The sequence below is a fragment of the Salipiger sp. PrR007 genome (assembly GCF_010499845.1).
Classification (GTDB): Bacteria; Pseudomonadota; Alphaproteobacteria; order Rhodobacterales; family Rhodobacteraceae; genus Salipiger; species Salipiger pacificus_A.
In genome coordinates this window covers 78,768-99,729 of sequence record NZ_JAAGOZ010000021.1, presented here as the reverse complement: position 1 = coordinate 99,729, position 20,962 = coordinate 78,768, and the positions used below count along the sequence as shown (strand labels likewise).

Annotated in this window: 22 protein-coding genes; 9 read left to right on the top strand and 13 right to left on the bottom strand. The window is 67.2% G+C overall.

From position 1 onward, the window contains the following. Positions 1-259 precede the first annotated feature (259 nt). Entirely contained in the window at positions 260-1,693 is a 1,434-nt protein-coding gene (locus G0Q01_RS10645; protein ID WP_164194617.1) for a TrkH family potassium uptake protein, read from the bottom strand. Between the two features lie 257 nt (positions 1,694-1,950). On the opposite strand from G0Q01_RS10645, the gene murJ reads away from it, so the two are divergent. Together murJ and G0Q01_RS10635 are read left to right on the top strand one after the other, a co-directional pair. Continuing rightward, the gene (gene murJ, locus G0Q01_RS10640) at positions 1,951-3,495 is read left to right on the top strand and encodes a murein biosynthesis integral membrane protein MurJ (protein WP_164194613.1); all 1,545 of its coding nucleotides are present in this window, start codon (positions 1,951-1,953) and stop codon (positions 3,493-3,495) included. 3 nt (positions 3,496-3,498) lie between these two features. Then, positions 3,499-4,986: a phospholipase D family protein gene (locus G0Q01_RS10635; protein ID WP_164213325.1), complete on the top strand. Its 1,488-nt coding sequence runs from the start codon at positions 3,499-3,501 to the stop codon at positions 4,984-4,986. A gap of 11 nt (positions 4,987-4,997) precedes the next feature. Here the strand turns inward: G0Q01_RS10635 and G0Q01_RS10630 are convergent, their stop codons facing one another. Then, positions 4,998-5,684: a rhomboid family intramembrane serine protease gene (locus G0Q01_RS10630; RefSeq protein WP_108967043.1), complete on the bottom strand. Its 687-nt coding sequence runs from the start codon at positions 5,682-5,684 to the stop codon at positions 4,998-5,000. A gap of 75 nt (positions 5,685-5,759) precedes the next feature. On the opposite strand from G0Q01_RS10630, the gene trpS reads away from it, so the two are divergent. Both trpS and G0Q01_RS10620 read left to right on the top strand, forming a co-directional pair. Then, positions 5,760-6,800: a tryptophan--tRNA ligase gene (gene trpS, locus G0Q01_RS10625; RefSeq protein ID WP_164194606.1), complete on the top strand. Its 1,041-nt coding sequence runs from the start codon at positions 5,760-5,762 to the stop codon at positions 6,798-6,800. Positions 6,801-6,953: 153 nt separating this feature from the next. After that, positions 6,954-7,856 (top strand): homocysteine S-methyltransferase family protein, encoded by a 903-nt coding sequence (locus G0Q01_RS10620; protein WP_164213324.1) that lies wholly within the window; start codon positions 6,954-6,956, stop codon positions 7,854-7,856. On the opposite strand, the gene G0Q01_RS10615 is transcribed toward G0Q01_RS10620, so the two are convergent. From G0Q01_RS10615 to ruvC, 4 genes are all read right to left on the bottom strand, one after another. Continuing rightward, positions 7,853-8,491, bottom strand: coding sequence for a hypothetical protein (locus tag G0Q01_RS10615; protein ID WP_164194600.1), 639 nt, complete (start codon positions 8,489-8,491; stop codon positions 7,853-7,855). The genes G0Q01_RS10620 and G0Q01_RS10615 overlap by 4 nt on opposite strands. Positions 8,492-8,593: 102 nt before the next feature. Further along, a complete protein-coding gene (ruvB, locus tag G0Q01_RS10610) occupies positions 8,594-9,628 on the bottom strand; it encodes a Holliday junction branch migration DNA helicase RuvB (RefSeq protein WP_108967051.1) in 1,035 nt (344 codons plus the stop codon). A 3-nt stretch (positions 9,629-9,631) separates the two neighbouring features. Continuing rightward, positions 9,632-10,303: a Holliday junction branch migration protein RuvA gene (gene ruvA / locus G0Q01_RS10605; protein ID WP_164194595.1), complete on the bottom strand. Its 672-nt coding sequence runs from the start codon at positions 10,301-10,303 to the stop codon at positions 9,632-9,634. After that, a complete protein-coding gene (ruvC, locus tag G0Q01_RS10600) occupies positions 10,300-10,788 on the bottom strand; it encodes a crossover junction endodeoxyribonuclease RuvC (RefSeq protein ID WP_108967056.1) in 489 nt (162 codons plus the stop codon). Before ruvC ends, ruvA begins: the two co-directional genes overlap by 4 nt. A gap of 330 nt (positions 10,789-11,118) precedes the next feature. On the opposite strand from ruvC, the gene G0Q01_RS10595 reads away from it, so the two are divergent. After that, a complete protein-coding gene (locus tag G0Q01_RS10595; RefSeq protein ID WP_108967058.1) occupies positions 11,119-11,385 on the top strand; it encodes a DUF1127 domain-containing protein in 267 nt (88 codons plus the stop codon). A gap of 120 nt (positions 11,386-11,505) precedes the next feature. On the opposite strand, the gene G0Q01_RS10590 is transcribed toward G0Q01_RS10595, so the two are convergent. From G0Q01_RS10590 to clpS, 6 genes are all read right to left on the bottom strand, one after another. Beyond that, positions 11,506-11,850, bottom strand: a complete 345-nt coding sequence (locus G0Q01_RS10590) for a hypothetical protein (protein WP_164194587.1) — start codon at positions 11,848-11,850, stop codon at positions 11,506-11,508. A gap of 98 nt (positions 11,851-11,948) precedes the next feature. Continuing rightward, on the bottom strand, positions 11,949-12,824 hold the full coding sequence (locus G0Q01_RS10585) for a 50S ribosomal protein L11 methyltransferase (protein ID WP_164194583.1): 876 nt from the start codon (positions 12,822-12,824) through the stop codon (positions 11,949-11,951). A gap of 146 nt (positions 12,825-12,970) precedes the next feature. Continuing rightward, positions 12,971-13,861: an oxygen-dependent coproporphyrinogen oxidase gene (hemF, locus tag G0Q01_RS10580; protein WP_164194579.1), complete on the bottom strand. Its 891-nt coding sequence runs from the start codon at positions 13,859-13,861 to the stop codon at positions 12,971-12,973. A 20-nt stretch (positions 13,862-13,881) separates the two neighbouring features. Next, a complete protein-coding gene (locus G0Q01_RS10575) occupies positions 13,882-14,682 on the bottom strand; it encodes an SDR family NAD(P)-dependent oxidoreductase (RefSeq protein ID WP_108967067.1) in 801 nt (266 codons plus the stop codon). Between the two features lie 37 nt (positions 14,683-14,719). Then, positions 14,720-15,712 (bottom strand): class I SAM-dependent methyltransferase, encoded by a 993-nt coding sequence (locus G0Q01_RS10570; RefSeq protein WP_164194576.1) that lies wholly within the window; start codon positions 15,710-15,712, stop codon positions 14,720-14,722. Positions 15,713-15,736: 24 nt separating this feature from the next. Then, the gene (clpS, locus tag G0Q01_RS10565; RefSeq protein WP_176476647.1) at positions 15,737-16,063 is read right to left on the bottom strand and encodes an ATP-dependent Clp protease adapter ClpS; all 327 of its coding nucleotides are present in this window, start codon (positions 16,061-16,063) and stop codon (positions 15,737-15,739) included. A 141-nt stretch (positions 16,064-16,204) separates the two neighbouring features. Between clpS and G0Q01_RS10560 the strand changes: the two genes are divergently transcribed. Further along, positions 16,205-16,903 (top strand): HAD family hydrolase, encoded by a 699-nt coding sequence (locus G0Q01_RS10560; protein ID WP_164194572.1) that lies wholly within the window; start codon positions 16,205-16,207, stop codon positions 16,901-16,903. Positions 16,904-17,250: 347 nt separating this feature from the next. Beyond that, positions 17,251-18,714: a D-alanyl-D-alanine carboxypeptidase family protein gene (locus G0Q01_RS10555; RefSeq protein ID WP_203594974.1), complete on the top strand. Its 1,464-nt coding sequence runs from the start codon at positions 17,251-17,253 to the stop codon at positions 18,712-18,714. Positions 18,715-18,919: 205 nt separating this feature from the next. Here G0Q01_RS10555 and rpsU read toward each other — a convergent pair whose 3' ends face one another. After that, positions 18,920-19,126 (bottom strand): 30S ribosomal protein S21, encoded by a 207-nt coding sequence (rpsU, locus tag G0Q01_RS10550; RefSeq protein WP_008885097.1) that lies wholly within the window; start codon positions 19,124-19,126, stop codon positions 18,920-18,922. A gap of 116 nt (positions 19,127-19,242) precedes the next feature. On the opposite strand from rpsU, the gene G0Q01_RS10545 reads away from it, so the two are divergent. Continuing rightward, positions 19,243-19,929 carry a COQ9 family protein gene (locus tag G0Q01_RS10545; protein WP_164194564.1) on the top strand — a complete coding sequence of 229 codons (687 nt, stop codon included), beginning with the start codon at positions 19,243-19,245 and terminating at the stop codon, positions 19,927-19,929. Between the two features lie 41 nt (positions 19,930-19,970). Next, on the top strand, positions 19,971-20,954 hold the full coding sequence (locus G0Q01_RS10540; RefSeq protein ID WP_164194561.1) for an NAD(P)H-quinone oxidoreductase: 984 nt from the start codon (positions 19,971-19,973) through the stop codon (positions 20,952-20,954). The last annotated feature ends 8 nt before the right edge of the window (positions 20,955-20,962 follow it).

Below are 20,962 nucleotides of genomic sequence, written 5' to 3'. Positions count from 1 at the left end.
TGGGCGGCAAGCCCGGGGGCAGCGCCGGCAAACCCAGCGGTGCCCGCCGCCCGCGCGGGGGCCGTGGCCGCCGCAGCGGGGGTGGCGGCAACGCGCGGAGCAAGGCCCACGCCTCGGCCTGATCCGACACGACCAAAGGCGCGGAGACCCCTCCGCGCCTTTTTCTTTGCCCTTGCGTCAGGCGATCGGCCCTGCGCCCGCGCCGTCACCCTTGCGGCGCCGCCCCCGGTCCACCGCCCCGCCGCCGCTTGGGCTGGACTCAGCCCCGTCGCAAATCGCCGACCTCGCGCCAGAACAGCGGTGTCAGCAGCACGTAGACGGTGATCATTTCCAGCCGCCCGAGATACATGGCAAAGGCGAGCACCAGCTTCACCGGATCGCTCATGCTGGCGAAATTGCCGGCCGGGCCGATGATCGGCCCCACCCCCGGACCGACATTGGCCAACGCGGTCAGCGCGCCGCTGGCCGAGGTCTCGAAATCCAACCCGAAGAAGTCGAGCACGATGGTGAAGCCACCGAAGGTCAGCCCGTAGAACATCATGAAGCTGATCACCCCCTTCATCACGTCCTCGTCGACCCGCGCCCCCTCGTAGCGGATCGCGGTGACCGAGTGGGGCGCACGGATGGTCTGCATCTTGGCCTTGAGCGCGCGGGCAAAGAGCAGCCAGCGCATCGCCTTGGCACCGCCCGCCGTCGAGCCGGTGCAGCCCCCGACGGCGGTGAGCAGGAAGAAGGCGACGGCGGCAAACGGCCCCCAGAGCGTGTAGTCGGTGGTTGCGTAACCGGTGGTCGTCACCACCGAGACCACGTTGAAGGCCACCGCCGTGGCAGCCTCGAAGGGCGCCATGCCCTCGTCGACCACGAGCCAGACGGTCAGCACGGTGATCACCGCGATCAGCGATTTGACCATCGCCGCCACCTGCTCGCTGCGGATCACCCCGCGCAGCACGATCCGCAGGTACCAGGCAAAGGGCAGCGCGCCGAGCAGCATGAAAACCGTGCAGGCCCATTGCAGGAACGGGCTGGTGAAATGCCCAAACGAGGCGTCGTAGCCCGAGTAGCCGCCAGTCGAGAGCGTGGTCATCGCATGGGTGATCGCATCAAAGACGCTCATCCCGCCGATCAGGTACACGAAGGCGCAGAGCGCCATGAGCCCGAGGTAGATTCTCAGCGTGGCCGAGGCGAAGGCGGCCGCGTTCTTGAGCTCTTTGTCGCCCTTGTCCGAACTCTCGGTGCGGAAAAGCTGCATGCCGCCGACCTGCAGCAGCGGCAGCATGGCGATGCCGGTGACGATGAAGCCGACGCCGCCAACCCCCTGCAGCAGCGCCCGCCAGAGGATCACCCCGCGCGGCGTCTCATCGAGCCCGCTCATCACCGTCGAACCGGTTGTAGTGATGCCGGACATGGCCTCGAAGACCGCGTCCACCGGGGTCATCCCCCACATCCAGAGCGGCACCGCCCCGGCGACGGCTGCGGTCACCCAGACCGAGGAGGTCAGCAGGAAGGTCAGCAGACGGTTCTGCTCGTGGAAGTCGGACCATGTGGACAGGCTCACCCCGCCGCCAACCATACCCACAAGCGCCGCCGACAGGCCGAAGGTCGCGCCGGTCCCCGGGAAAAGCAGCGCCACCAGCGCCATCAGCAGCGCAAAGAACACGCAGACCAGACCGTTGATGAAGTAGATAAAGGACATGACGGCTTTCTCTCGACTTGCCGGCCCGGTGCTGACGCGGCGTCGGCCCCGCAGCCTTGCGGCGAGGGCGCAGAGAATTCAACTGCACTTTTGCCCAGCCGACAATCCGCATCCCCGCCCGACGCCGCCTCCGGCCGCCCGCGCAACCAGCACCCCCCCGCGTATGCACGAAATGTGCAGGGGATGTGCCCCCTTCCTCGGCCTCCTTCGATAGTCTACCTCTGGCGCACAAGAAGACGCGCAGAGGCAGCAGCAGCATGAAACCCATCCGCCTGATCTCGGGCATTCTCACGGTCGGATTCTGGACTCTCGCAAGCCGCGTCCTCGGCGTCGCACGCGAGATCTTCATCCTCGCCTACATCGGCCCGGGTCCGGTGATGGATGCCTTCGTGGCCGCCTTCCGCCTGCCCAACATGTTCCGCCGCTTCTTTGCCGAAGGCGCTTTCAACGCGGCATTTGTCCCAATCTTTTCAAAAAAGTACGAGGGCGAAGAGAACCCGCTCAAATTCGGCAGCGATGCGATGAACGGTCTGGCCTTCGTGCTGCTGGTGCTCTCGGCACTGGCGCTGATCTTCATGCCGGCGCTGGTCTGGGCCACCGCCGGGGGCTTCGCGGGGGACGCGCGCTTCGACCTCACCATCGGCTATGGGCGCATCGTCTTTCCCTATATCTTCTTCATCTCGCTCGCCGCGCTCTTCTCGGGCGCGCTGAACGCCACCGGCCACTTCGCCGCCGCCGCCGCCGCACCGGTGCTGCTCAACATCTTCGTGATTATCGCCATGGTCACCGGCAGGGCCATGGGAGGTGAGATAATTGAATGGCTTGTCTGGGCCATCCCCTTCGCGGGCGTGGCCCAGCTGGTGCTGGTCTGGGTCGCTGCCGAGCGCGCCGGCATCCGCCTGCGCCCCGGCCGCCCGGTCTGGACCAAGGACATGAAGCGGCTCTTGCGCGTCGCCATTCCGGCGGCGCTGGCGGGCGGGGTGATGCAGGTCAACCTGCTGGTCGGCCAACAGGTCGCCTCGACCTTCGAAAAGGCGGTTGGCTGGCTCTACGCCGCCGACCGGCTCTACCAGCTGCCGCTCGGCGTCGTCGGCATCGCCGTGGGGATCGTGCTGCTGCCGGACCTCTCGCGGCGGCTCAAAGCGCAGGACGATGCGGGCGCACGCCACGCCTTTTCCCGCGCCGGCGAGCTGTCGCTGGCGCTGACGGTGCCCGCCGCCGTGGCGCTGGTTGTGGTACCCTTCCCGATTGTCTCTGTGCTGTTCCAACGCGGCGCCACCTCTGTCGCCGACGCGCAGGCCATTGCCTTTGCCGTGGCGATCTACGGGCTCGGCCTGCCGGCCTTCGTGCTGCAAAAAGTGCTGCAGCCGCTTTTCTTTGCCCGCGAGGACACCCGCACGCCGTTCCGCTACGCACTCTGGTGCATGGCGGTGAACGCAGTGCTCGCCATCGGTCTCGCGCCGGTGCTGGGCTGGTACGCCCCCGCCATCGCAACCACGGTTGCCGCCTGGACAATGGTCGCGCAGCTTGCCTGGGGCGGGCGCAAGCTCGGCGAGGTGGCCCGCTTCGACAGCCGCTTCCGCCAGCGCATCCTGCGCATCTGCCTTGCCTCGGTGATCATGGGCGCAATTCTCTGGGGAACCATGTTGCTGCTCGGCCCGTTGCTGGAGAGAAGCTACTGGCGGAGCCTCGCGCTCGTCGGTCTGATCGGCGTCGGCATCGTTTCCTATGGCATCGCCGGCCAGACCGTGGGGGCCTTCCGCCTGTCCGAGTTCAGAACCGCATTTCGCCGCAAGGGCTGACATATGACGCTGACATCGCTGATCACCGCTGCCGAGGGTTTTCCCGCCCTCGAACGGCTTTGCCATGCGGCGCAGCACGAGCTGGTGATGAGCTTCCGCATCCTCGACCCACGCACCAAGCTGCGCAGCCCCGAGCTGCGTGAGCAAGGGCTGGAGAACTGGGCCGACCTTCTGGCCGACGTGGCCCGGCGCGGCGTGACGGTGCGGATGATCATCTCTGACTTCGACCCGGTCTTCACTTCGTCGCTGCACCGGGGCGCTTGGCGCTCGGCCATGGTGTTCGCAGAACGGATGTCTGGCGACGTGCAGTTCCTCTGCGCGCCGCACGGACAGAACGCCGGCTGGCTCTGGCGGTGGGCGATGCGCGGCAAGATCGCACGCTACATCGCCGAGCTGCGCCGCGAGGATGAGACAAGTCTCACACCCGTGCAGCGCACGGTTCTGAAGGGCGCGGTCCTGCTCCGGCCAGTGACCATCCACCAGAAGTTCGCCGTGGCAGACAGCAAGGCCTGCGTGATCGGAGGGCTCGACATCAACGAGCGCCGTTTCGACACGCCCGAGCACGACCGTCCCGCCGACGAGACTTGGCACGACGTGTCGATGCAAGTGGACGACGCCGGTTTCGCCACCGCCCTCCGTGGTCATTTCGACGACTGCTGGAACGCCGCACTGGATTGCGGCACCTCGGGCGTGACAGGGCAGGCCGAGCGCCGCCCCACCAGCAAGCGTGCGAAAGCGCCAGAGGACCTGCGCCTCGTGCGCACCTTCTCCGCCCCCTGCCCGGGCGCCACGCGGCTCTCCCCCCGTCCCTCGATCATCGAGCACGAGAAAGCGGTGCTTGCCTTGATCGGTGAGGCGCAGCGGCACATCTACATCGAGACCCAGTTCCTCCGCCACCGCCCGGTCGCCGAGGCGCTCGCCAAGGCGGCGGAGCGCAACCCGGGGTTGCAACTGGTGCTGCTCATGCCATCCTTCCCCGACCGGGTGCTCTACGAGGGCAACGACGGCTGGGACACGCGGCACGGCCACGCGCTGCAGACCGAGGCGGTCACCATAGTCCAGCGCGCCTTCGGCGACCGTGCCGCCATCGTCTCTCCGGGCCAGCAGGAGGATTCGCCTGACGAGATTCCCGACCTGCTCGGCTCGGGACCGATCTACGTGCATTCGAAGGTGATGCTCATCGATGACCGTGTCGGGCTCGTCGGCTCGGCAAACCTCAACGGGCGCAGCCTGCACTGGGACACCGAGGCCTCGGTGCTCTTCCGCAAGCCGGACGCGGTGCATGACCTGCAGCGACGGCTGGCAAAAACCTGGCTGCGGGATCACCTGGATGGCCACGACCCGGTCAGCGCCCGCACCTGGCGTCAGGCGGCCCTCAGCAACGCGGCGCAGCCGGCCGAGGAACGCGAGGGGTTCATCCTGCCCTATCCGCAGGCTGCCGGGCGCAAGTTCTCGCGTGCCCTGCCGATTCTGCCCGCCGACATGTTCTGATCAGGCCGGGGTCAGCGCCGCTGGCGCAGCCGCTCACGCAGACGTGCCCAGCCGCCGGGCACCAGCACCATGGTCAGAAGGAAGCCCGAGGCGAAGCCGCCGAGGTCCGCAACCCAGTCGAGCGTGCCGCCAAAAAGCAGGCCGAAGAGCAGCTGGATCCCCAGAAGGATTCCGATCAACGAGAAAGCCCGCGCCTGCTGCGCCCCCATCTGCCCGAGCCGCAGCCAGAGCAGGTAGGTGAAGCCTCCGATCAAGCCGTAGACCGGCGGGAACGCCCCGATCAGCGGGATCGGCGTGCTCACGAAGCCATAGGCCAGCGCCCCGCCGAGGCACGAGACCGCGAGGATCGCCAGCGTGCGCGGCGTTCCCAGCGCCTCGCCGACCATCTTGCCGAGCGCCAGCAGCATCACCGCGGCAAAAAGCGCATGGCTGAAGCTGGCATGCACGAAGGGGTAGCTGAAGAAGCGCAGCAGGTGCTGGGCCGGGAACTGCCCGGTCGACAGCATCCAGTGCCAGATCTCGTTCGAGAAGGCGAAACGCTGCAACGCATCGAGCCGCCAGCCCACCGCCCCCGGCCCCCCGAGAAGCCCGCGTGCGCCCAGCGAGAAGGCCGCCTCGACGCCGACGATGACCACGGCGAGCGCCACGATCGCGGGCGGCATCGAATTGAACGGCGAGACATTGTGGTTGTGCGCCATGGTGGCCTCTTTCTTGACGGCATGTCGGGCCATGGGTAAGCCAGCCGGGACCGAATATCCAGACGGAGGAAGCCCATGTCCGAGGCGGGCGACAACAATTCCGCTTTCACGCCGCGCGTGTTTTCCGGCATCCAGCCCTCGGGCGGGCTGACGCTGGGCAACTACCTTGGCGCGATCAAGCGTTTCGTCGACATGCAGGACAGCGGGGTCGAAACGATCTACTGCGTCGTCGACATGCATGCGATCACCGTCTGGCAGGACCCCGAGGCGCTGCGCCGACAGACCCGCGAGCTGACCGCCGGCTACCTTGCCTCCGGCCTCGATCCGGAAAAGTCGATCCTCTTCAACCAGAGCCAGGTCGCCGGCCACGCCCAGCTCGGCTGGATCTTCAACTGCGTCGCCCGGCTTGGCTGGATGAACCGGATGACCCAGTTCAAGGACAAGGCCGGCAAGAACGCCGAGAAGGCCTCGCTCGGCCTTTACGCCTATCCCGCTCTGATGGCCGCCGACATCCTGCTCTACCACGCAACCCACGTGCCGGTGGGCGAGGACCAGAAGCAGCACGTCGAACTGACCCGCGACATCGCGGCAAAGTTCAACCACGACTACGGCACAGACTTCTTCCCGATGACCGAGCCGGTGATCGAGGGCGCGGCCACCCGCGTCATGAGCCTGCGCGACGGCTCGAAAAAGATGTCGAAGTCCGACCCCTCCGACGCCTCGCGCATCAACATGACCGATGACGCCGACGCCATCGCCAAAAAGATCCGCAAGGCCAAGACGGACCCGGACGGGCTGCCGTCGGAGGCCAAGGGCCTCGAGGGCCGCCCCGAGGCGCGCAACCTCGTCAACATCTACGCCGCCCTCGCCGGGCAAAGCGTCGACGAGGTGCTGGCCATGGCCGGCGGCAAGCAGTTCTCGGAGTTCAAGCCGATGCTGGTCGATCTCGCGGTCGACAAGCTGGCGCCGATCTCCACCGAGATGGCCCGGCTGATGCAGGACCCGGCGCAGATCGATGCGATCCTCGCCGCCGGCAGCGAGCGCGCCCGCGCCATCGCCGATCCGATCCTGCAACGGACCTACGAGATCGTCGGCATGGTCGGCGCCAGGGCCTGACCCCGGCCCTGCCCCGGAGCCGAGACCGAGCCGAAGGGCCGTCCGCAGGGGCGGCCCTTTGCACGTCCGCCGCAGCGCACTCGGGACGAGGCGGCGCGCGCGTTTCATGCTATACTCGTGCCATCGCCCCGGGCTTTAGGGAGGACCTGCGCGATGGCACTCACCCCCGACCGCACATGGATCGCCTGGACCGGGATGGAGACCGACCTGATCTTCAACCACGGCGTCGATCTTCCGCACTTCGCCGCCTTTCCGATGATCGACGACACCGAGGGCCGCGCCCGGCTGCGCGGCTATGCCGAAGCGCTGATCTCCATCGGCCGCGAGACCGGCGCTGGCATCATCCTCGACATGCCGACCTGGATGGCCAACCCCGACCGCGCCGCGCCCGTCGGCTACGCCGCCGACGACCTTGCCCGGGTGACGCAGGAGGCCGTTGCGCTGCTGCGCGAGATGGCGGCGCGGCACCTCGACGTCTCGACCCGGATTAGCGTGCAGATCGGCCCGCAGGGCGATGGCTACCAGCCCGGCATGGCCGCCGCCGAGGCGTCCGCCGCCTACCACGGCCCGCAGATCCGCGCCGCCGCCGAGGCCGGGGCCGACATGGTCAGCGCCTATACTCTCGGCGCCGCTGGGGAGGCGATCGGCATTGCCAGAGCGGCCGAGGAGGCGGGCATCCCCGCGCTTATCGCCTTCACCGTTGAAACCGATGGCCGGCTTGCCGACGGCACGCTGCTGTCGGAGGCGGTGCAGCGCCTCGCCGGCGCCGCCGAACCTGCCGCGATCATGGTGAATTGCGCCCATCCCGACCACATCGCCGAAGCCTTCGACGGCGGCGAATGGGAGTCGCATCTGGCGGGTATCGTCGCCAATGCCTCGCGCCAGAGCCACGCCGAACTCGACGCCTGCGACACGCTCGACGACGGCGACCCCGAAGAGCTGAGCACCCAGTTGGCCGACCTGCAGCGCAGCCACCCTCGGCTGCGTGTGCTGGGCGGCTGTTGCGGCACCGACCTGCGCCACCTGCGCGAGATCGCGCGGCGGGTGTCAGGCTAGACGCCAGAGGCTCCGCTCAGCCCCATGCGCGCCGCTAGCCGCAGCGCGTGGCTCGGGTCCAGGCCAGCGGGCGGCATCACTTGGTCATAAGCCGCGCGGATCAGCGCGCCGATCTCCGGGCGCAGCACCACCCGCCCGTCCTCCAATCGCCCCAGCGGCGAGCGCGACGCAAAGGCCCCGTTGCCCCATGTGAGCATCACCTGCGCCACCTGCGCCAGCGCAAGGTCCTCGGCAGGCATCTGCGACAGGCTCTCGTCCATGCGCAGGAACACGAAGGCCGCCTTGATCGCGCCGTCCTTGTCGAAGCGGAACACCCGGTACTGGTTCGCGCCCCCGGCCTGCAGCCGCGCCACCATCTCCGGCAGCCCGTCGATCATCCGCCCGAGGTCCGGCAACTCCAGAAGTTCGGCCCACTCGCGGAAGAAAAACACCATGACGTTGGCGCCGAGCTCGGGGTCATGCTCGGCCATCTTGTGGCCCGCCATGGCGCAGACCCCCTCGAAGGCCCCCTTGACCACCGAGAGCGTCGCATCCTCCACCCCGAAGACCACCGGCACCAGGGGCCGCCCCCAGCGGGCACAGAGATAGGACCCGTCCTCGCGGGTAAACAGCGCTTCGACTTCGGCCGCGTCCATGGCTCGCCCCTTCTTCTCTTCGGCAAATACGCAAAGCGCGGCGCGCGCCACGCGGCACTCCACCTGCCATGCCGGGCGCGCCCGCGCAAGCCCGGCGGCGCGTCAGCCGTCGAAGAGCGTGCCCTGCCCCGGGCCCTGCGGGCGCGGCATCGGCAGGCCGAGGTGATCCCAGGCCCGCTGCGCCAGCATCCGCCCGCGCGGGGTGCGCTGGATCAGCCCCTGCTGCAGCAGGTAGGGCTCGATCACCTCCTCAAGCGCGTCGCGGCTTTCCGAGAGCGCAGCCGAGAGCGTCTCGATGCCCACCGGCCCGCCGGAGTAATTCTCGGCCATCAGGGTCAGGTAGCGCCGGTCCGCCCCGTCGAGCCCGAGCTGGTCGACCCCGAGCCTTGTCAGCGCGCCATCGGCCAGCTCACGGGTGACGACGCCGCCGCCTTCGACAACGGCAAAATCCACCACCCGGCGCAGCAGTCGCCCGGCAATGCGGGGCGTGCCGCGCGCCCGGCGGGCGATCTCGCGCGCGCCCTCGGGCTCGGCCCGCACCCCCAGCTTCACGGCGTTGCGGCTGACAATTTCGTGCAATTCGTCCTCGGTGTAGAACTGCAGCCGGGTCGGAATGCCGAAGCGGTCGCGCAGCGGCGTTGTCAGCAGGCCAAGCCGCGTGGTCGCGCCGACCAGCGTGAAGGGCTGCAGCTCGATGCGGACGGTGCGCGCAGCCGGCCCTTCGCCGATCACCAGATCGAGCTCGTAGTCCTCCATCGCCGGGTAGAGCACCTCCTCGACCGCCGGGTTGAGCCGGTGGATCTCGTCGATGAAGAGCACGTCGCGTGCCTCGAGGTTGGTCAGGATCGCCGCCAGATCCCCGGCCTTGGCCAGCACCGGGCCTGAGGTCATCCGAAAGCCGACCCCCAGCTCGCGCGCCATGATCTGCGCCAGCGTCGTCTTGCCGAGGCCGGGCGGGCCGTGGAACAGCGTGTGGTCCATCGCCTCGCCGCGCGACCGGGCCGACTGGATGAACACCCGCAGGTTGGCGCGCGCCTCGGCCTGGCCGATGAAATCGCCGAGCATCTGCGGGCGCAGCGCGCGGCCCTCGTCCTCGGGCAGCGGCTCGGGACGCAGGGTGGGATCGGAACCGACCATGATTTATCCCTTCGGCGCTAGCAGCTTCAGCGCGGCGCGGATCAGCGCCGGGGTCTCGGCCTCTGGATCCTCACCCGCCGCCTGCGCCACCGCCGAGGCCGCCTCTCCCGGACCGTAGCCGAGGTTGCCGAGCGCCGAGAGCGCCTCGGATTGCGCCGAGGCGTTGTGCTTGGCCGCAGGCGTCTTGCGCGCCGCCGGCGCGGGTGTCGCTGCCGGCGTATCCTCGATCACCACATCCTCGGCCGAGGTCACCTGCCCCGCGCCCATGGCCATGACCATCGGCGCCTTGTCCTTCAGCTCATTGACCACGCGCTGCGCGGTCTTCGGGCCGATGCCCTTGGCGGCCTTGATCGCGTTCCAGTCGCCAAGCGCGATGGCGCGGCTCACCCCGTCCGGGCCCAGCGTGCCCAGAATGGCAAGCGAGGCCTTGGCCCCCACGCCCTGCACCGACATCAGCAGGCGGAACCATTCCTTTTCCACCAGCGAGGGAAAGCCGTAGAGCTGCAGCAAATCCTCGCGCACCAGAAGGTCAGTGTAGAGCGCCGCCGCCTCGCCCGGGGCCAGCGTCATGAGCACCCGCTCGGAGCAATAGACCACGTAGCCCACGCCCCGCACATCGATCAGCGCGTGATCGTCACCCTTGTAATCCACCCGTCCGGCGATCCGTCCGATCATGCCTTCACCTTCATTCTCTGCACGCCCTGATGATGCGCATGACATATCGCAATGGCCAGCGCATCCGCCGCGTCGGGGCTGTCTATGACGACGCCCGGCAGTTGCATCCGCACCATGTGATCCACCTGCGCCTTTTCCGCATGGCCGACGCCGACCACCGTCTTCTTGACCTTGTTGGGGGCATATTCGCCGATCTCGAGCCCGAATTGCGCCGGCACCAGCATGGCGATGCCGCGGGCCTGACCAAGCTTCAGCGTGCCCGCCCCGTCGCGGTTGACGAAGGTCTGTTCCACCGCGGCGATCTCGGGCTGCCAGCGGTGCAGAACGTCGGTCAGCTGTTCATGCAGGGTGAGCAACCGCGCGGCGAGCGTCCCCTGTCCCGAATCGCACGTGCCGTTTGCAACGTGCCGCAAGCGGCTGCCCTCCGCCTCGATCACCCCCCAACCGAGGTGTCGGAGGCCGGGATCGATTCCGATCACCCGCATTTTTGCCTGCCCGTTCTTGTTTTTCTGCGTCCGAACTAGCACGAAACGCGAACATCCGCCAAGCCCTCGGCCCCCTGCTTTTCTCCGCCTGCGACCGTGCGAGCACGGCAGCGGCGACTCCGGAGAGCAAACGCGACATCTGACAGTCAAAGCGCGACATGGACCGCCTGGTTTTTGGGTTATTTTACAAAGCTGTTGCTCAATTTGAGTGCTATGTGAAAACCGCAGAGCCCCCATGCATTTTTGACCAGTTGTTAGAAATGCGCGGCGCCTCTATCTCCCGCTCAGAATTCAGGCACTTTAAAAACTTCGAGACAAGGACACTGACCCATGGCTGCTTATGACTACTCGCGCGACGCTTCGGGCGCCGCTGGTCTGGCAGGTCGCATCGGCAACGTCTTCGTCACCGGCTTCGCGCCCGTCGCCGCTGATGAGACCCCCCGTTCGGCCGGCCTCTTTGCTACCCTCTTCGGCATGGTTGCCGAGTGGAATGACGCCCGTCTGACCCGCAAGAGCCTGATGGCTCTGACCGACCGGGAACTCGACGATATCGGCCTCACCCGCGCCGACATCCCCGCGATCGCTCGTCGCCGCTGATCTCTTCCGAGATCATGCATAAAGGCCGCTGTCCTGTTCGGGACAGCGGCCTTTCTTATGTCCGTCCGAAAGAGATCTGCCCGGTCGAGGGCAGCTGGCGGGGCCGTGGCCCCTTCGCCCTCAGACCAGGATCCCCTGAAGAAGCATACCGATCCACAGCGTCACCGGATCGACGCCCAGCACCCAGGCGCCCAGCTTGTCGGCAAGGCTGCCGTCGCGCAGCAGCGCGACATGTTCGCCGTAATGCGCGACGCCAAGGCTGGCGAGCATGGCGCCCTTGAACACCAGAAAGCACATCAGCGCGATCAGCAGCCCGCCGAGCCGCGGCAGCTTGACCTTGCGGAGCGGCTTGTGCTCGATCACGCCGTTGCGGTTGAGCCTGGTGACATAGCCCCGGGCCAGCTTGCGGTGCTTTTGCGTCACAGCACGCTGGCGACGCTCGAAACTTCTCAGAGCGCTTTCCATACCGCGAAACCCCTCGATACCATACAAATACAGGACGCATTTGCTCGGGAAGCACGGCAAAATTTAGGCAATAACGCGGCAATTATGCCGCGTTTGGTTCACGAAGGCTTGCGCAGCGTGAGCGTGACCCATTCGCCGATCTCGTCCCGGCGCACCAGCTCGACGCCCTGCGCGGCATATGCCTCGACGACCTCATCGGCCTGGCGGATCAGGATGCCCGACAGGATCGCATAGCCGCCCGGGGCGAGATGTGCTGCCATATCAGGGGCCAAATCGATCAGCGGCTGCTTGAGGATATTGGCGAAAACAAGATCGAAGGGCGCGCGGGCCGCAAGGTCCGGGTGGCCGAACCCGGCCGCCTCGACGCAGATCACCTTGTCGGTCAGGTTGTTGGCCCGGACATTCGCCTCGGCCACTTCCACGGCGACTTCATCGATGTCCGACACGATCACCGGGTTGGGCCAGATGCGCGCGGCGGCCATGCCGAGCACCGCGGTGCCGCAGCCGATATCCGCCACGTTCTGGCCGACCATGCCCTCGTTCGCCAGACGATCGAGCGCCCGCAGACAGCCCAGCGTGGTGCCGTGGTGGCCGGTGCCAAAGGCCATCGCGGCCTCGATCAGCAGCGGCTCGGCGCCCTCGGGGATCTTGTCGGCGTCATGCGAGCCGTAGACGAAGAAACGCCCGGCCTCGACCGGGGTCAGCTCGCGGCGCACCTTGTCGACCCAGTCCTGGTCCGGCACTTCCGAGATCACGAAGGGCACGGCGTCGAAGGCGGCGGCAAGCAGTGCCAGCTCCACCTCGTTCGGCTTGCCCAGGAAATAGCCCCCGATTTCCCAGGTGCCCGAACCGTCCTCGATCTCGAAGACGCCCACGCCGATGGGCTCGGGATCGATCTCCTCGATCGCCTCGCCCAGGGCCTCGGCAGCGGTCTTGTCGCTCAGCTTGGTGAAGGCGGTCCAGGTCTTGGCCATCTCGTGCTCTCCTATAGGGGTTGGCCTGCCCGATACAGCGTTTGGCCCGGTCACGCCAGTGCACATGCACCTCGTGCACGCCGCTGCCGCCGGAAAAGCCACGCCCCGCCGGAACGGGCGGGGCGTATCGGAATGTCAGGCGGGGATCAGACCCATTTCGCCAGCGGCGGCAGGCTCATCAGCACCGCGTCGGGATCATGCCCTGTGGCAAGACCGAACTTCGTGCCACGGTCGTAGACGAGGTTGTACTCGGCATAGAGCCCGCGATGGACCAGTTGCGCGTCTTTCTCAGCCTCGCCGAAGTCCATGGTCCGGCGTTTTTCGACCAGCGGCAGGTAGGCCGGCAGGAAGGCCCGGCCGATGTCCTGCGTCAGCGCGAAATCCGCCTCCCAGTCACCCGTGTTTCGGTCATCCATGAAGATGCCGCCGACGCCGCGCGCGCGCTTGCGGTGCGGGATGTAGAAGTACTCGTCTGCCCAAGCCTTGAGTTCGGGATAGAGCGTCTCGCCATGCGGATCGAGGTATGCCTTCTGAGTGGCGTGGAAATGCGCCGTGTCCTCAGCGTACTCGAGGCAGGGGTTGAGGTCCGAGCCGCCGCCGAACCACCAGGCGCCCGGCGTCCAGAACATCCGGGTGTTCATGTGCACCGCCGGTGCGTGCGGGTTCTGCATGTGAGCCACGAGGCTGATCCCCGACGCCCAGAAGCGCGGATCGCCCTCGATCCCCGGCACTCCGCGCGCCGCCATGGACTTCTGCGCCGCCGTGCCGAGCGTGCCGTAAACGGTCGAGACGTTCACCCCGACCTTCTCGAACACCCGGCCGCCGCGCATCACGCTCATCAGCCCGCCCCCTGCGTCGCTGCCGTCGTCGGCGGTGCGGGTGGTCGGCGTCACGGTGAATCGGCCCGCCGTATGCTCGGACAGCGGTCCTTCGGAATGGCTGTCCTCCAGCCCCTCGAAGGCGGCCACGATCTCGTCTCGCAGCGCACGGAACCAGGTCGAGGCGCGCGCCTTGCGCTCGTCGAATACGTCGCTCATCAGTGTCTCCCTGGCCCGGGTCAGTGCATCGGCGTGCCGACCGGGTCGATCAGCGTGCGGCCACCGTCCACGGTCATGATCTGGCCGGTCATGAAGCCCGAAGCCTCGGAGGCAAGGAATTGCACCGCCTCGCAGACCTCGTCCGGCCCGGCGATGCGCCCGGCGGGCGTGTGCTTCTCGATTTCCTCGCGGTAGCCCGGGTGCTCCTTGAGGATGTTCTTGAGGCTCGAGGACATCAGCGAGCCGAAGGCCACCGAGTTCACCCGGATCTTCTGGTCCGCCAGCGACACCGCCATGGAACGGGTCAGCTGGTCGAGCGCCGCCACCGAGACCGAGTAGCCCAGCAAGTGCGGGTTGGTGCGCGCGGCGGCGATCGACGAGATGTTGATGATCGAGCCGGCGGAGCGGATGTCCTGCCCCTCGGCCTGCTTGATCATGCGCTTGGCGACGATCTGGCTCAGCCGCATCGCGGGCATCAAGTTCTGGCCAATCATGGTTTCGAGCGAGGCGTCCTCGCAGTCGTGAACGTTGGTCGGCAGGATTTGCCGCGCGCCGTTCACCAGGATATCGACCCGGTCATAGGCGTCCAGCGTGGCCGAGAGCAGGTTGGCCAGCGTCAGCTTCTCGCGCAGGTCGCCGGCGAAATAGCGCATGGTGCTCTCTTCATCGACCTGCCCGCATTCCTTGGCCAGCCGGTTCTCGTCCATGTCGGCGAACATGACGTTGGCGCCACGTGCCGCAAAGTGCCGCGCGATCGCGAGGCCCACGCCATTGGCGGCGCCGGTGACGATGGCGGTCTTGCCTTCGATGGAAAAACTCATGGGAATCCCTTGAATGTTTGCGCCAAGCTAGCCGCGATCAGCGCCCCGGGCGAGAGGCGTGAAGGATCTTGAACCGGGAATCTCCGGCGATTTCCTCGGTGTTGCGGAAGCGCTCGGCGAGCCGCGTCTCGTAGGGCAGGTGCCGGTTGGCAACGAGCCAGAGCTGGCCCGAGGGTTTCAACACCCGCGCGGCCGCGTCGATGAAGGCCTGCCCGAGCGAGGGTTCGGCCTTGCGCCCGGTGTGGAAGGGCGGGTTCATGATCACCGCGTCGAGCAGCGCCGGCGGGCGCCAGTCGAGCGCGTTGGCCCAGTGGAACTGCGCCCGCGGGTCGGTGACATTGCGGCGCGCGCAGTCAAGCGCATCGTGATCGGCCTCGACCATGTGCAGCGCGGCGATCTTCTCGCGGCGCAGGATGCCATTGGCGAGCCCGCCCCAGCCCGCGCCGAGATCGGCGACATGGGCACCGAGCTTCTCGGGCAGCGCCGCGAGCAGCGCCTCGCTGGCCGGGTCCGGCCCATCGGCCGAGAACACCCCCGGCGCGGTCCACTGCCCGCCGGGCAGCTGTGCCGGGCCCTTGGCCCACTCGGCAAAGGCATCGGTGGCGGCGAACCAGATGGTCTTGCCATGCGCCTTGGAGACCTGCCCCAGGATGTCGGTGCGCTTGCGCAGCGCCTTGAGGCAGGCGTCGATGCCGTCGGTCTTCTGGCCATCGACGATGACCAGACCGCCCTTGGCGGCTTTGTTGGCCTCGGCGATCCAGGCCTCGGCCCGGTCGCGGGCGCGCGGCAGGAAGACGATGGCAGCGGCGAAGTCCCCTTCGGGGGCCAGCGCGACAGTCCAGCCGCGGCGCTCCCAGGCCGCGTGGTCGGGCGCCAGGCGTTGAACCACGGTGCAGCGCTCGCGCGGCAGATCGCCGGCGTCGATGTCGCCAAGGTTCAAATCGCCCGGCGCGCCGAGCAGCAGGATGCGCCCCTCGGAGGGCAGGTCGAGACCTCCCTCGAGCGCGAAACTCAATCGGGTATCAGACATGGCAGAACCGCCGCGGAGGGCGGATCACTCCTTTTCCATGGTGCATTGCAGCGGATGCTGGTGACGCCGGGCAAAATCCATGACCTGGCCCACCTTGGTCTCGGCGATCTCGTGGCTGAATACGCCAACCACCGCGACCCCCTTCTTGTGGACGGTGAGCATCACTTCGAAAGCCTGCGCATGGGTCATGCCGAAGAAACGCTCGAGCACATGCACGACGAATTCCATCGGCGTGTAGTCGTCGTTCAGCAGCAGCACCTTGTAGAGCGGCGGGCGTTTCGTCTTGGGCTTGGTCTGCAGCACGACACCGGCATCGCCCTCGCCATCGCGGGGGTCGTTCGGGTCGGACATACGGAGTTTCTGTGCCGTGACGGACTGGATCATCTCGGGGACGCTTTTGCTTTGCGTGTGCTTTGCGGTTCCGGCTTTGAAGGGTCTATATAATTCCAAGGAGCCGCAGAGGAAAGACCCGCGGCGGGAAGAGGCGACAATATGGCCCGGAAACTGCAAACAATCGGCTTCGATGCGGACGATACGCTTTGGCACAACGAGCGGTTCTTCACCCTGACGCAGGAGCGATTCGCCGAATTGCTCGCCGATCACTCCGAGCGCGCGCATCTCGATGCCCGCCTGCTCGCCGCAGAGAAACGCAATATCGGCCACTACGGGTTTGGCGTGAAGGGGTTCGTGCTGTCGATGATCGAGACGGCCATCGAGGTCACCGATGGCCGCGTGCCCGGCACGACCATCGGCAAGATCCTCGAGGCCGGGCGGGACATGCTCGCCCACCCCGTCGAGCTGCTGCCGCACGCCAAGGACGCGGTCGAAGCCCTGGCGGCCGAACACCACCTCGTGCTGATCACCAAGGGCGACCTGCTGCATCAGGAGCGTAAGCTGGCGGCTTCGGGTCTGGGCGAGCTCTTCGACGCGGTCGAGATCGTCTCGGACAAGCAGCCACAGACCTACGCCCGCATCTTCGGCGCCAGCCCCGGCGGGGCCGAGGCGTCGATGATGGTCGGCAATTCGCTGAAGTCCGACGTCAACCCGGCGATCCGAGCCGGCGGCTGGGGGGTCTTCGTGCCGCAGGATCTGGCCTGGAGCCTCGAACACGACGAAAAGCTCGACCACCCGAGGTTCCGCGAGATTCCCGACCTCGGCGCACTCGCCCAGCTTGTGGACTCGCTCGACTGACCCCAGGTCGCGGCCGACGTGGAAGCCCCCGCCGCATTCGCGCCGCAATCGCTCATATAGTGGTGAATCGCGCGAATTCCCACAAAATGAGGGAAATCACGATCCAGAAAACAACAGAAAATCAAGGCATTGCAGACTTTATTTTTTTTGGATCGCGTGGTAGCGTTTTCGCAAACTAGAACAGTTGGCCACCGGAAAACCGGAGGCGAGAGGCAGAGAAGGCGAGAACCGTGACGGGACGGCGCAGGCAGCGACCGGGCCGAGCAGGCCTGTATATTCTCACATTCATTTGGCTTGCCCTCGTGGGGCCAGTGGGCGCTTGGGCTGCCCCCTACGCTGCCCTCGTGATGGACGCCCGGTCGGGCGAGATCCTGTTTTCCGAGAACGCCGAGACCCGACTCCACCCGGCATCGCTGACCAAGATGATGACGCTCTACATCGCCTTCGAGGCGGTCGAGCATGGCGAGATCACGATGGACACGATGGTGACCATCTCGAAGAACGCCGCCGCAGAGCCGCCCTCGAAGCTGGGCCTGCGCTCGGGCCAGAAGATCGCGCTGCGCTATCTCGTGCGCGCCGCCGCCGTCAAATCCGCAAATGACGCCGCCACTGCCATCGGCGAGGCCATCGAAGGCTCCGAAGCCGCCTTTGCCCGCCGCATGAACCGCACGGCAAAGGCGCTGGGGATGACCCGCACCACCTTCAAGAACGCCAACGGCCTCACCTCCGAGGGCCACCTGTCGACCGCCCACGACATGGGCATCCTGGGCCGGCACATTCTCTACGATTATCCCGGCTATTATAACCTTTTCTCGCGCCGTACGACCGACGCCGGCATGCGCGAAGTGGCCAATACCAACCGCCGCTTTCTCGCCGCCTACAAGGGCGCTGACGGGATCAAGACCGGTTATACCCGCGCCGCGGGCTTCAACCTCGTCGCCTCCGCCGAGCGCGGCCGCGAGCGGATCATCTCGGTGGTCTTCGGCGGCACCTCCACCGCCGCGCGCAACGCCAAGAGCGCCGAGCTGCTGGATCTCGGCTTCAAGCGTGCCGCGACCAATGTCGCGCTGCGCCGTCCGGCCAAGCCGCCCTACATGGGCCGCGTCGGCGGCGGGGCCGAGATGCTCGTGGCCAGCGCCGAGTCGAATGATTCAGGCCTGCGCGGCAAGTCGATCCGCGTCGCCGCCGCCGCCGTCACCAAGAGCCTGCGCCCGCAGATCCGCCCCGGTGTGACCAGCTCCGACGTGGCACCTCTGGTCGCCGGCGTCGAGGATGACATCAACAGCGTGCTGGAATCGGTGCAGGTGGCCGCCGTCGCCCCCGCCGTCTCCGAGGCCCCCGAGCCGATCGACATTGCAACGGTCGCCGAAGCGATGGTGGTTGCCGAGGGCGACACCGGAATTGCACCCGATTCCTCGATCAAGCCGGTGCGCCGACCGCAGGCGATGGCTCTGGTCAGCGCCCCCGCCCAGACTTCGGCCCCGGTTGTTGCCGCGCCCGAACCCGCGGCCGTCGCCGTCGCCTCCGCCGAGCCGGAGGCACAGGAAGTGGTCACCCGGGTGTCGACCTCGGGCGGGCGTCACTGGGGCATCAACGTCGGCCGCTACCCCAGCCGCTACGCCGCCGAGAAGGTGCTGCTGCAGACCGCGCTGATGGAGACCGCCACGCTGGACGGCTCGCTGCGCAAGGTCGTCGACCGCTCGGGCGGCTTCGATGCGAACTTCATGGGCCTGACCCGCGAGACCGCCGATCTCGCCTGCCGCCGGCTGCAGGCTCGGCAGGTCACCTGCTTCATGATCGGGCCGAGCTGACAGGCGCCTCATGGCGCCGACAAAAGAAAACCCCGGGCTTCGCACCCGGGGTTTTTCTATTGCACCGCGCGTAAGCCTCTCAGCGGCTCCCCGCCCCCCCAAGAAACGACAAACCCCCGAAAGGCAGAGCCCCGGGGGTCGTCAACTTCTTCGTGTCGGAAGGTCAGCTGCCTGACCTCACGAGATAGATCTCACGAGCGTAAACTCAGAGGAGACCTTCGCGCTGAGCCTTCTTGCGCGCCAGCTTGCGGGCGCGGCGGACGGCCTCGGCTTTCTCGCGAGCCTTCTTCTCGGACGGTTTCTCGAAATGCTGCCGAAGCTTCATTTCACGGAACACGCCTTCGCGCTGCAGCTTCTTCTTCAGGGCGCGGAGCGCCTGATCGACGTTGTTGTCGCGAACACTAACCTGCATGTGGTTTTCACCACCTTTCTAGTTTTGAGTTGCAAGGAAATTGCAGGAAGCCGGTCTATAGCAAGGGTTGCCAATCTTGTCTAGACTCCTACCCATTGAGTCGAAGGAGAGGCCCCATGAGTGAAGAAATTACCGGGCGCCTGCTAGATGCGGCGCTGAACCATGTCGCCTTCGACGGCTGGTCCGAGACGACCTTCCGCGCGGCGGCGAGCGATGCCGGGATCGACCCGGTGGTGGCGCGCGGGCTCTATCCGCGCGGTGCGGTGGACATGGCGATCGCCTTCCACCGCCGCGGCGACGAGGCTATGTCCGCGCGCCTCAAGGAAATCGACCAGTCCGAGATGCGCTTTCGCGACCGCGTCGCGCTGGCCGTCCGCAGTAGGATCGAGGCGGTCGACGACCGCGAGGCGGTGCGCCGCGGCACCGCGCTTTTCGCGCTGCCGATGTACGCCGCCGATGGTGCCAAGCTGATCTGGGGCACCGCCGACCGCATCTGGACCGAACTGGGCGACAGCTCGCGCGATTTCAACTGGTACACCAAGCGCGCCACGCTGAGCGCCGTCTACTCCTCGACCGTGCTCTACTGGCTGGGCGACGATTCGCTCGAAAACCACGCCACATGGGAGTTCCTCGATCGCCGAATCGAAGACGTGATGCGCTTCGAGAAGACCAAGGCCAAGGTGCGCGGCACTCCGGTGCTGGGAAAGATGCTGGTGGCCGGACCGGAAAAAATGCTCGGCAGGCTGCGCGCTCCGAAGAGTCCGCGCCACGGGCTGCCGGGCGGCTGGACCGCGCCGCGCTGAGCCCCCTGCCCTTCCCGCACGACAGCAAGACAGGACGACAAATGACCAAGACCATGCGCGCCGTCGAGATCTCGCAGCCCGGCGGCCCCGAGGTGTTGCGCCTCACCGAGCGCCCCGTTCCCGAGCCTGGACATGGGCAGGTGGTGATCCGCGTCGCCCATGCCGGGGTGAACCGCCCCGATGCTCTGCAGCGCGCCGGCAGCTACGCGCCGCCTCCCGGCGCCTCGGACCTACCCGGGCTCGAATGCTCGGGTGAAGTGGTGGCCACCGGCCCCGGTGTCAGCTGGCCCGCCGTCGGCGATGAGGTCTGCGCCCTGCTGCCCGGCGGCGGCTATGCCGAGTATGTCGCCACGCCTGCTGCGCATTGCCTGCCCGTTCCCGCCGGAATGGGGCTGCGCGAAGCGGCCTGCCTGCCCGAGACCTTCTTCACCGTCTGGAGCAACGTCTTCCAGCGCGGCGGGCTGCAGGCGGGCGAGCGCTTCCTTGTGCATGGCGGCTCTTCGGGCATCGGCACCACGGCGATCCAGCTTGCCAGCGCGCTCGGCGCGCGGGTCTTCGCCACCGCCGGCTCGGCAGACAAATGCGCCGCCTGCGAGAAACTCGGCGCCGAGCGCGCGATCAACTACCGCGACGAGGACTTCGTCGAGGTGATGCGCGGCATCGGCGGGGCGAACCTGATCCTCGACATGGTCGGCGGCGACTACATCCCGCGCAACGTCAAGGCGCTGGCCGACGACGGGCGTCTGGTGCAGATCGCCTTCCTGCAAGGGCCAAAGGCCGAGCTGAACTTCGCGCAGGTGATGGCCCGGCGCCTGACGATCACCGGGTCGACCCTGCGCCCGCAAAGCGATCTCGCCAAGGCGCGGATCGCCGCGTCCCTGCGCGAACACGTCTGGCCGCTGATCGAGGCGGGCCGCGTGGGCCCGGTGATGGACTCGGACTTCGCCCTGGATCAGGCTTCCGAGGCGCATGCCCGCATGGAAGGCTCGACACATATCGGCAAAATCGTCCTCAGGGTCGCCTGACCGACGAT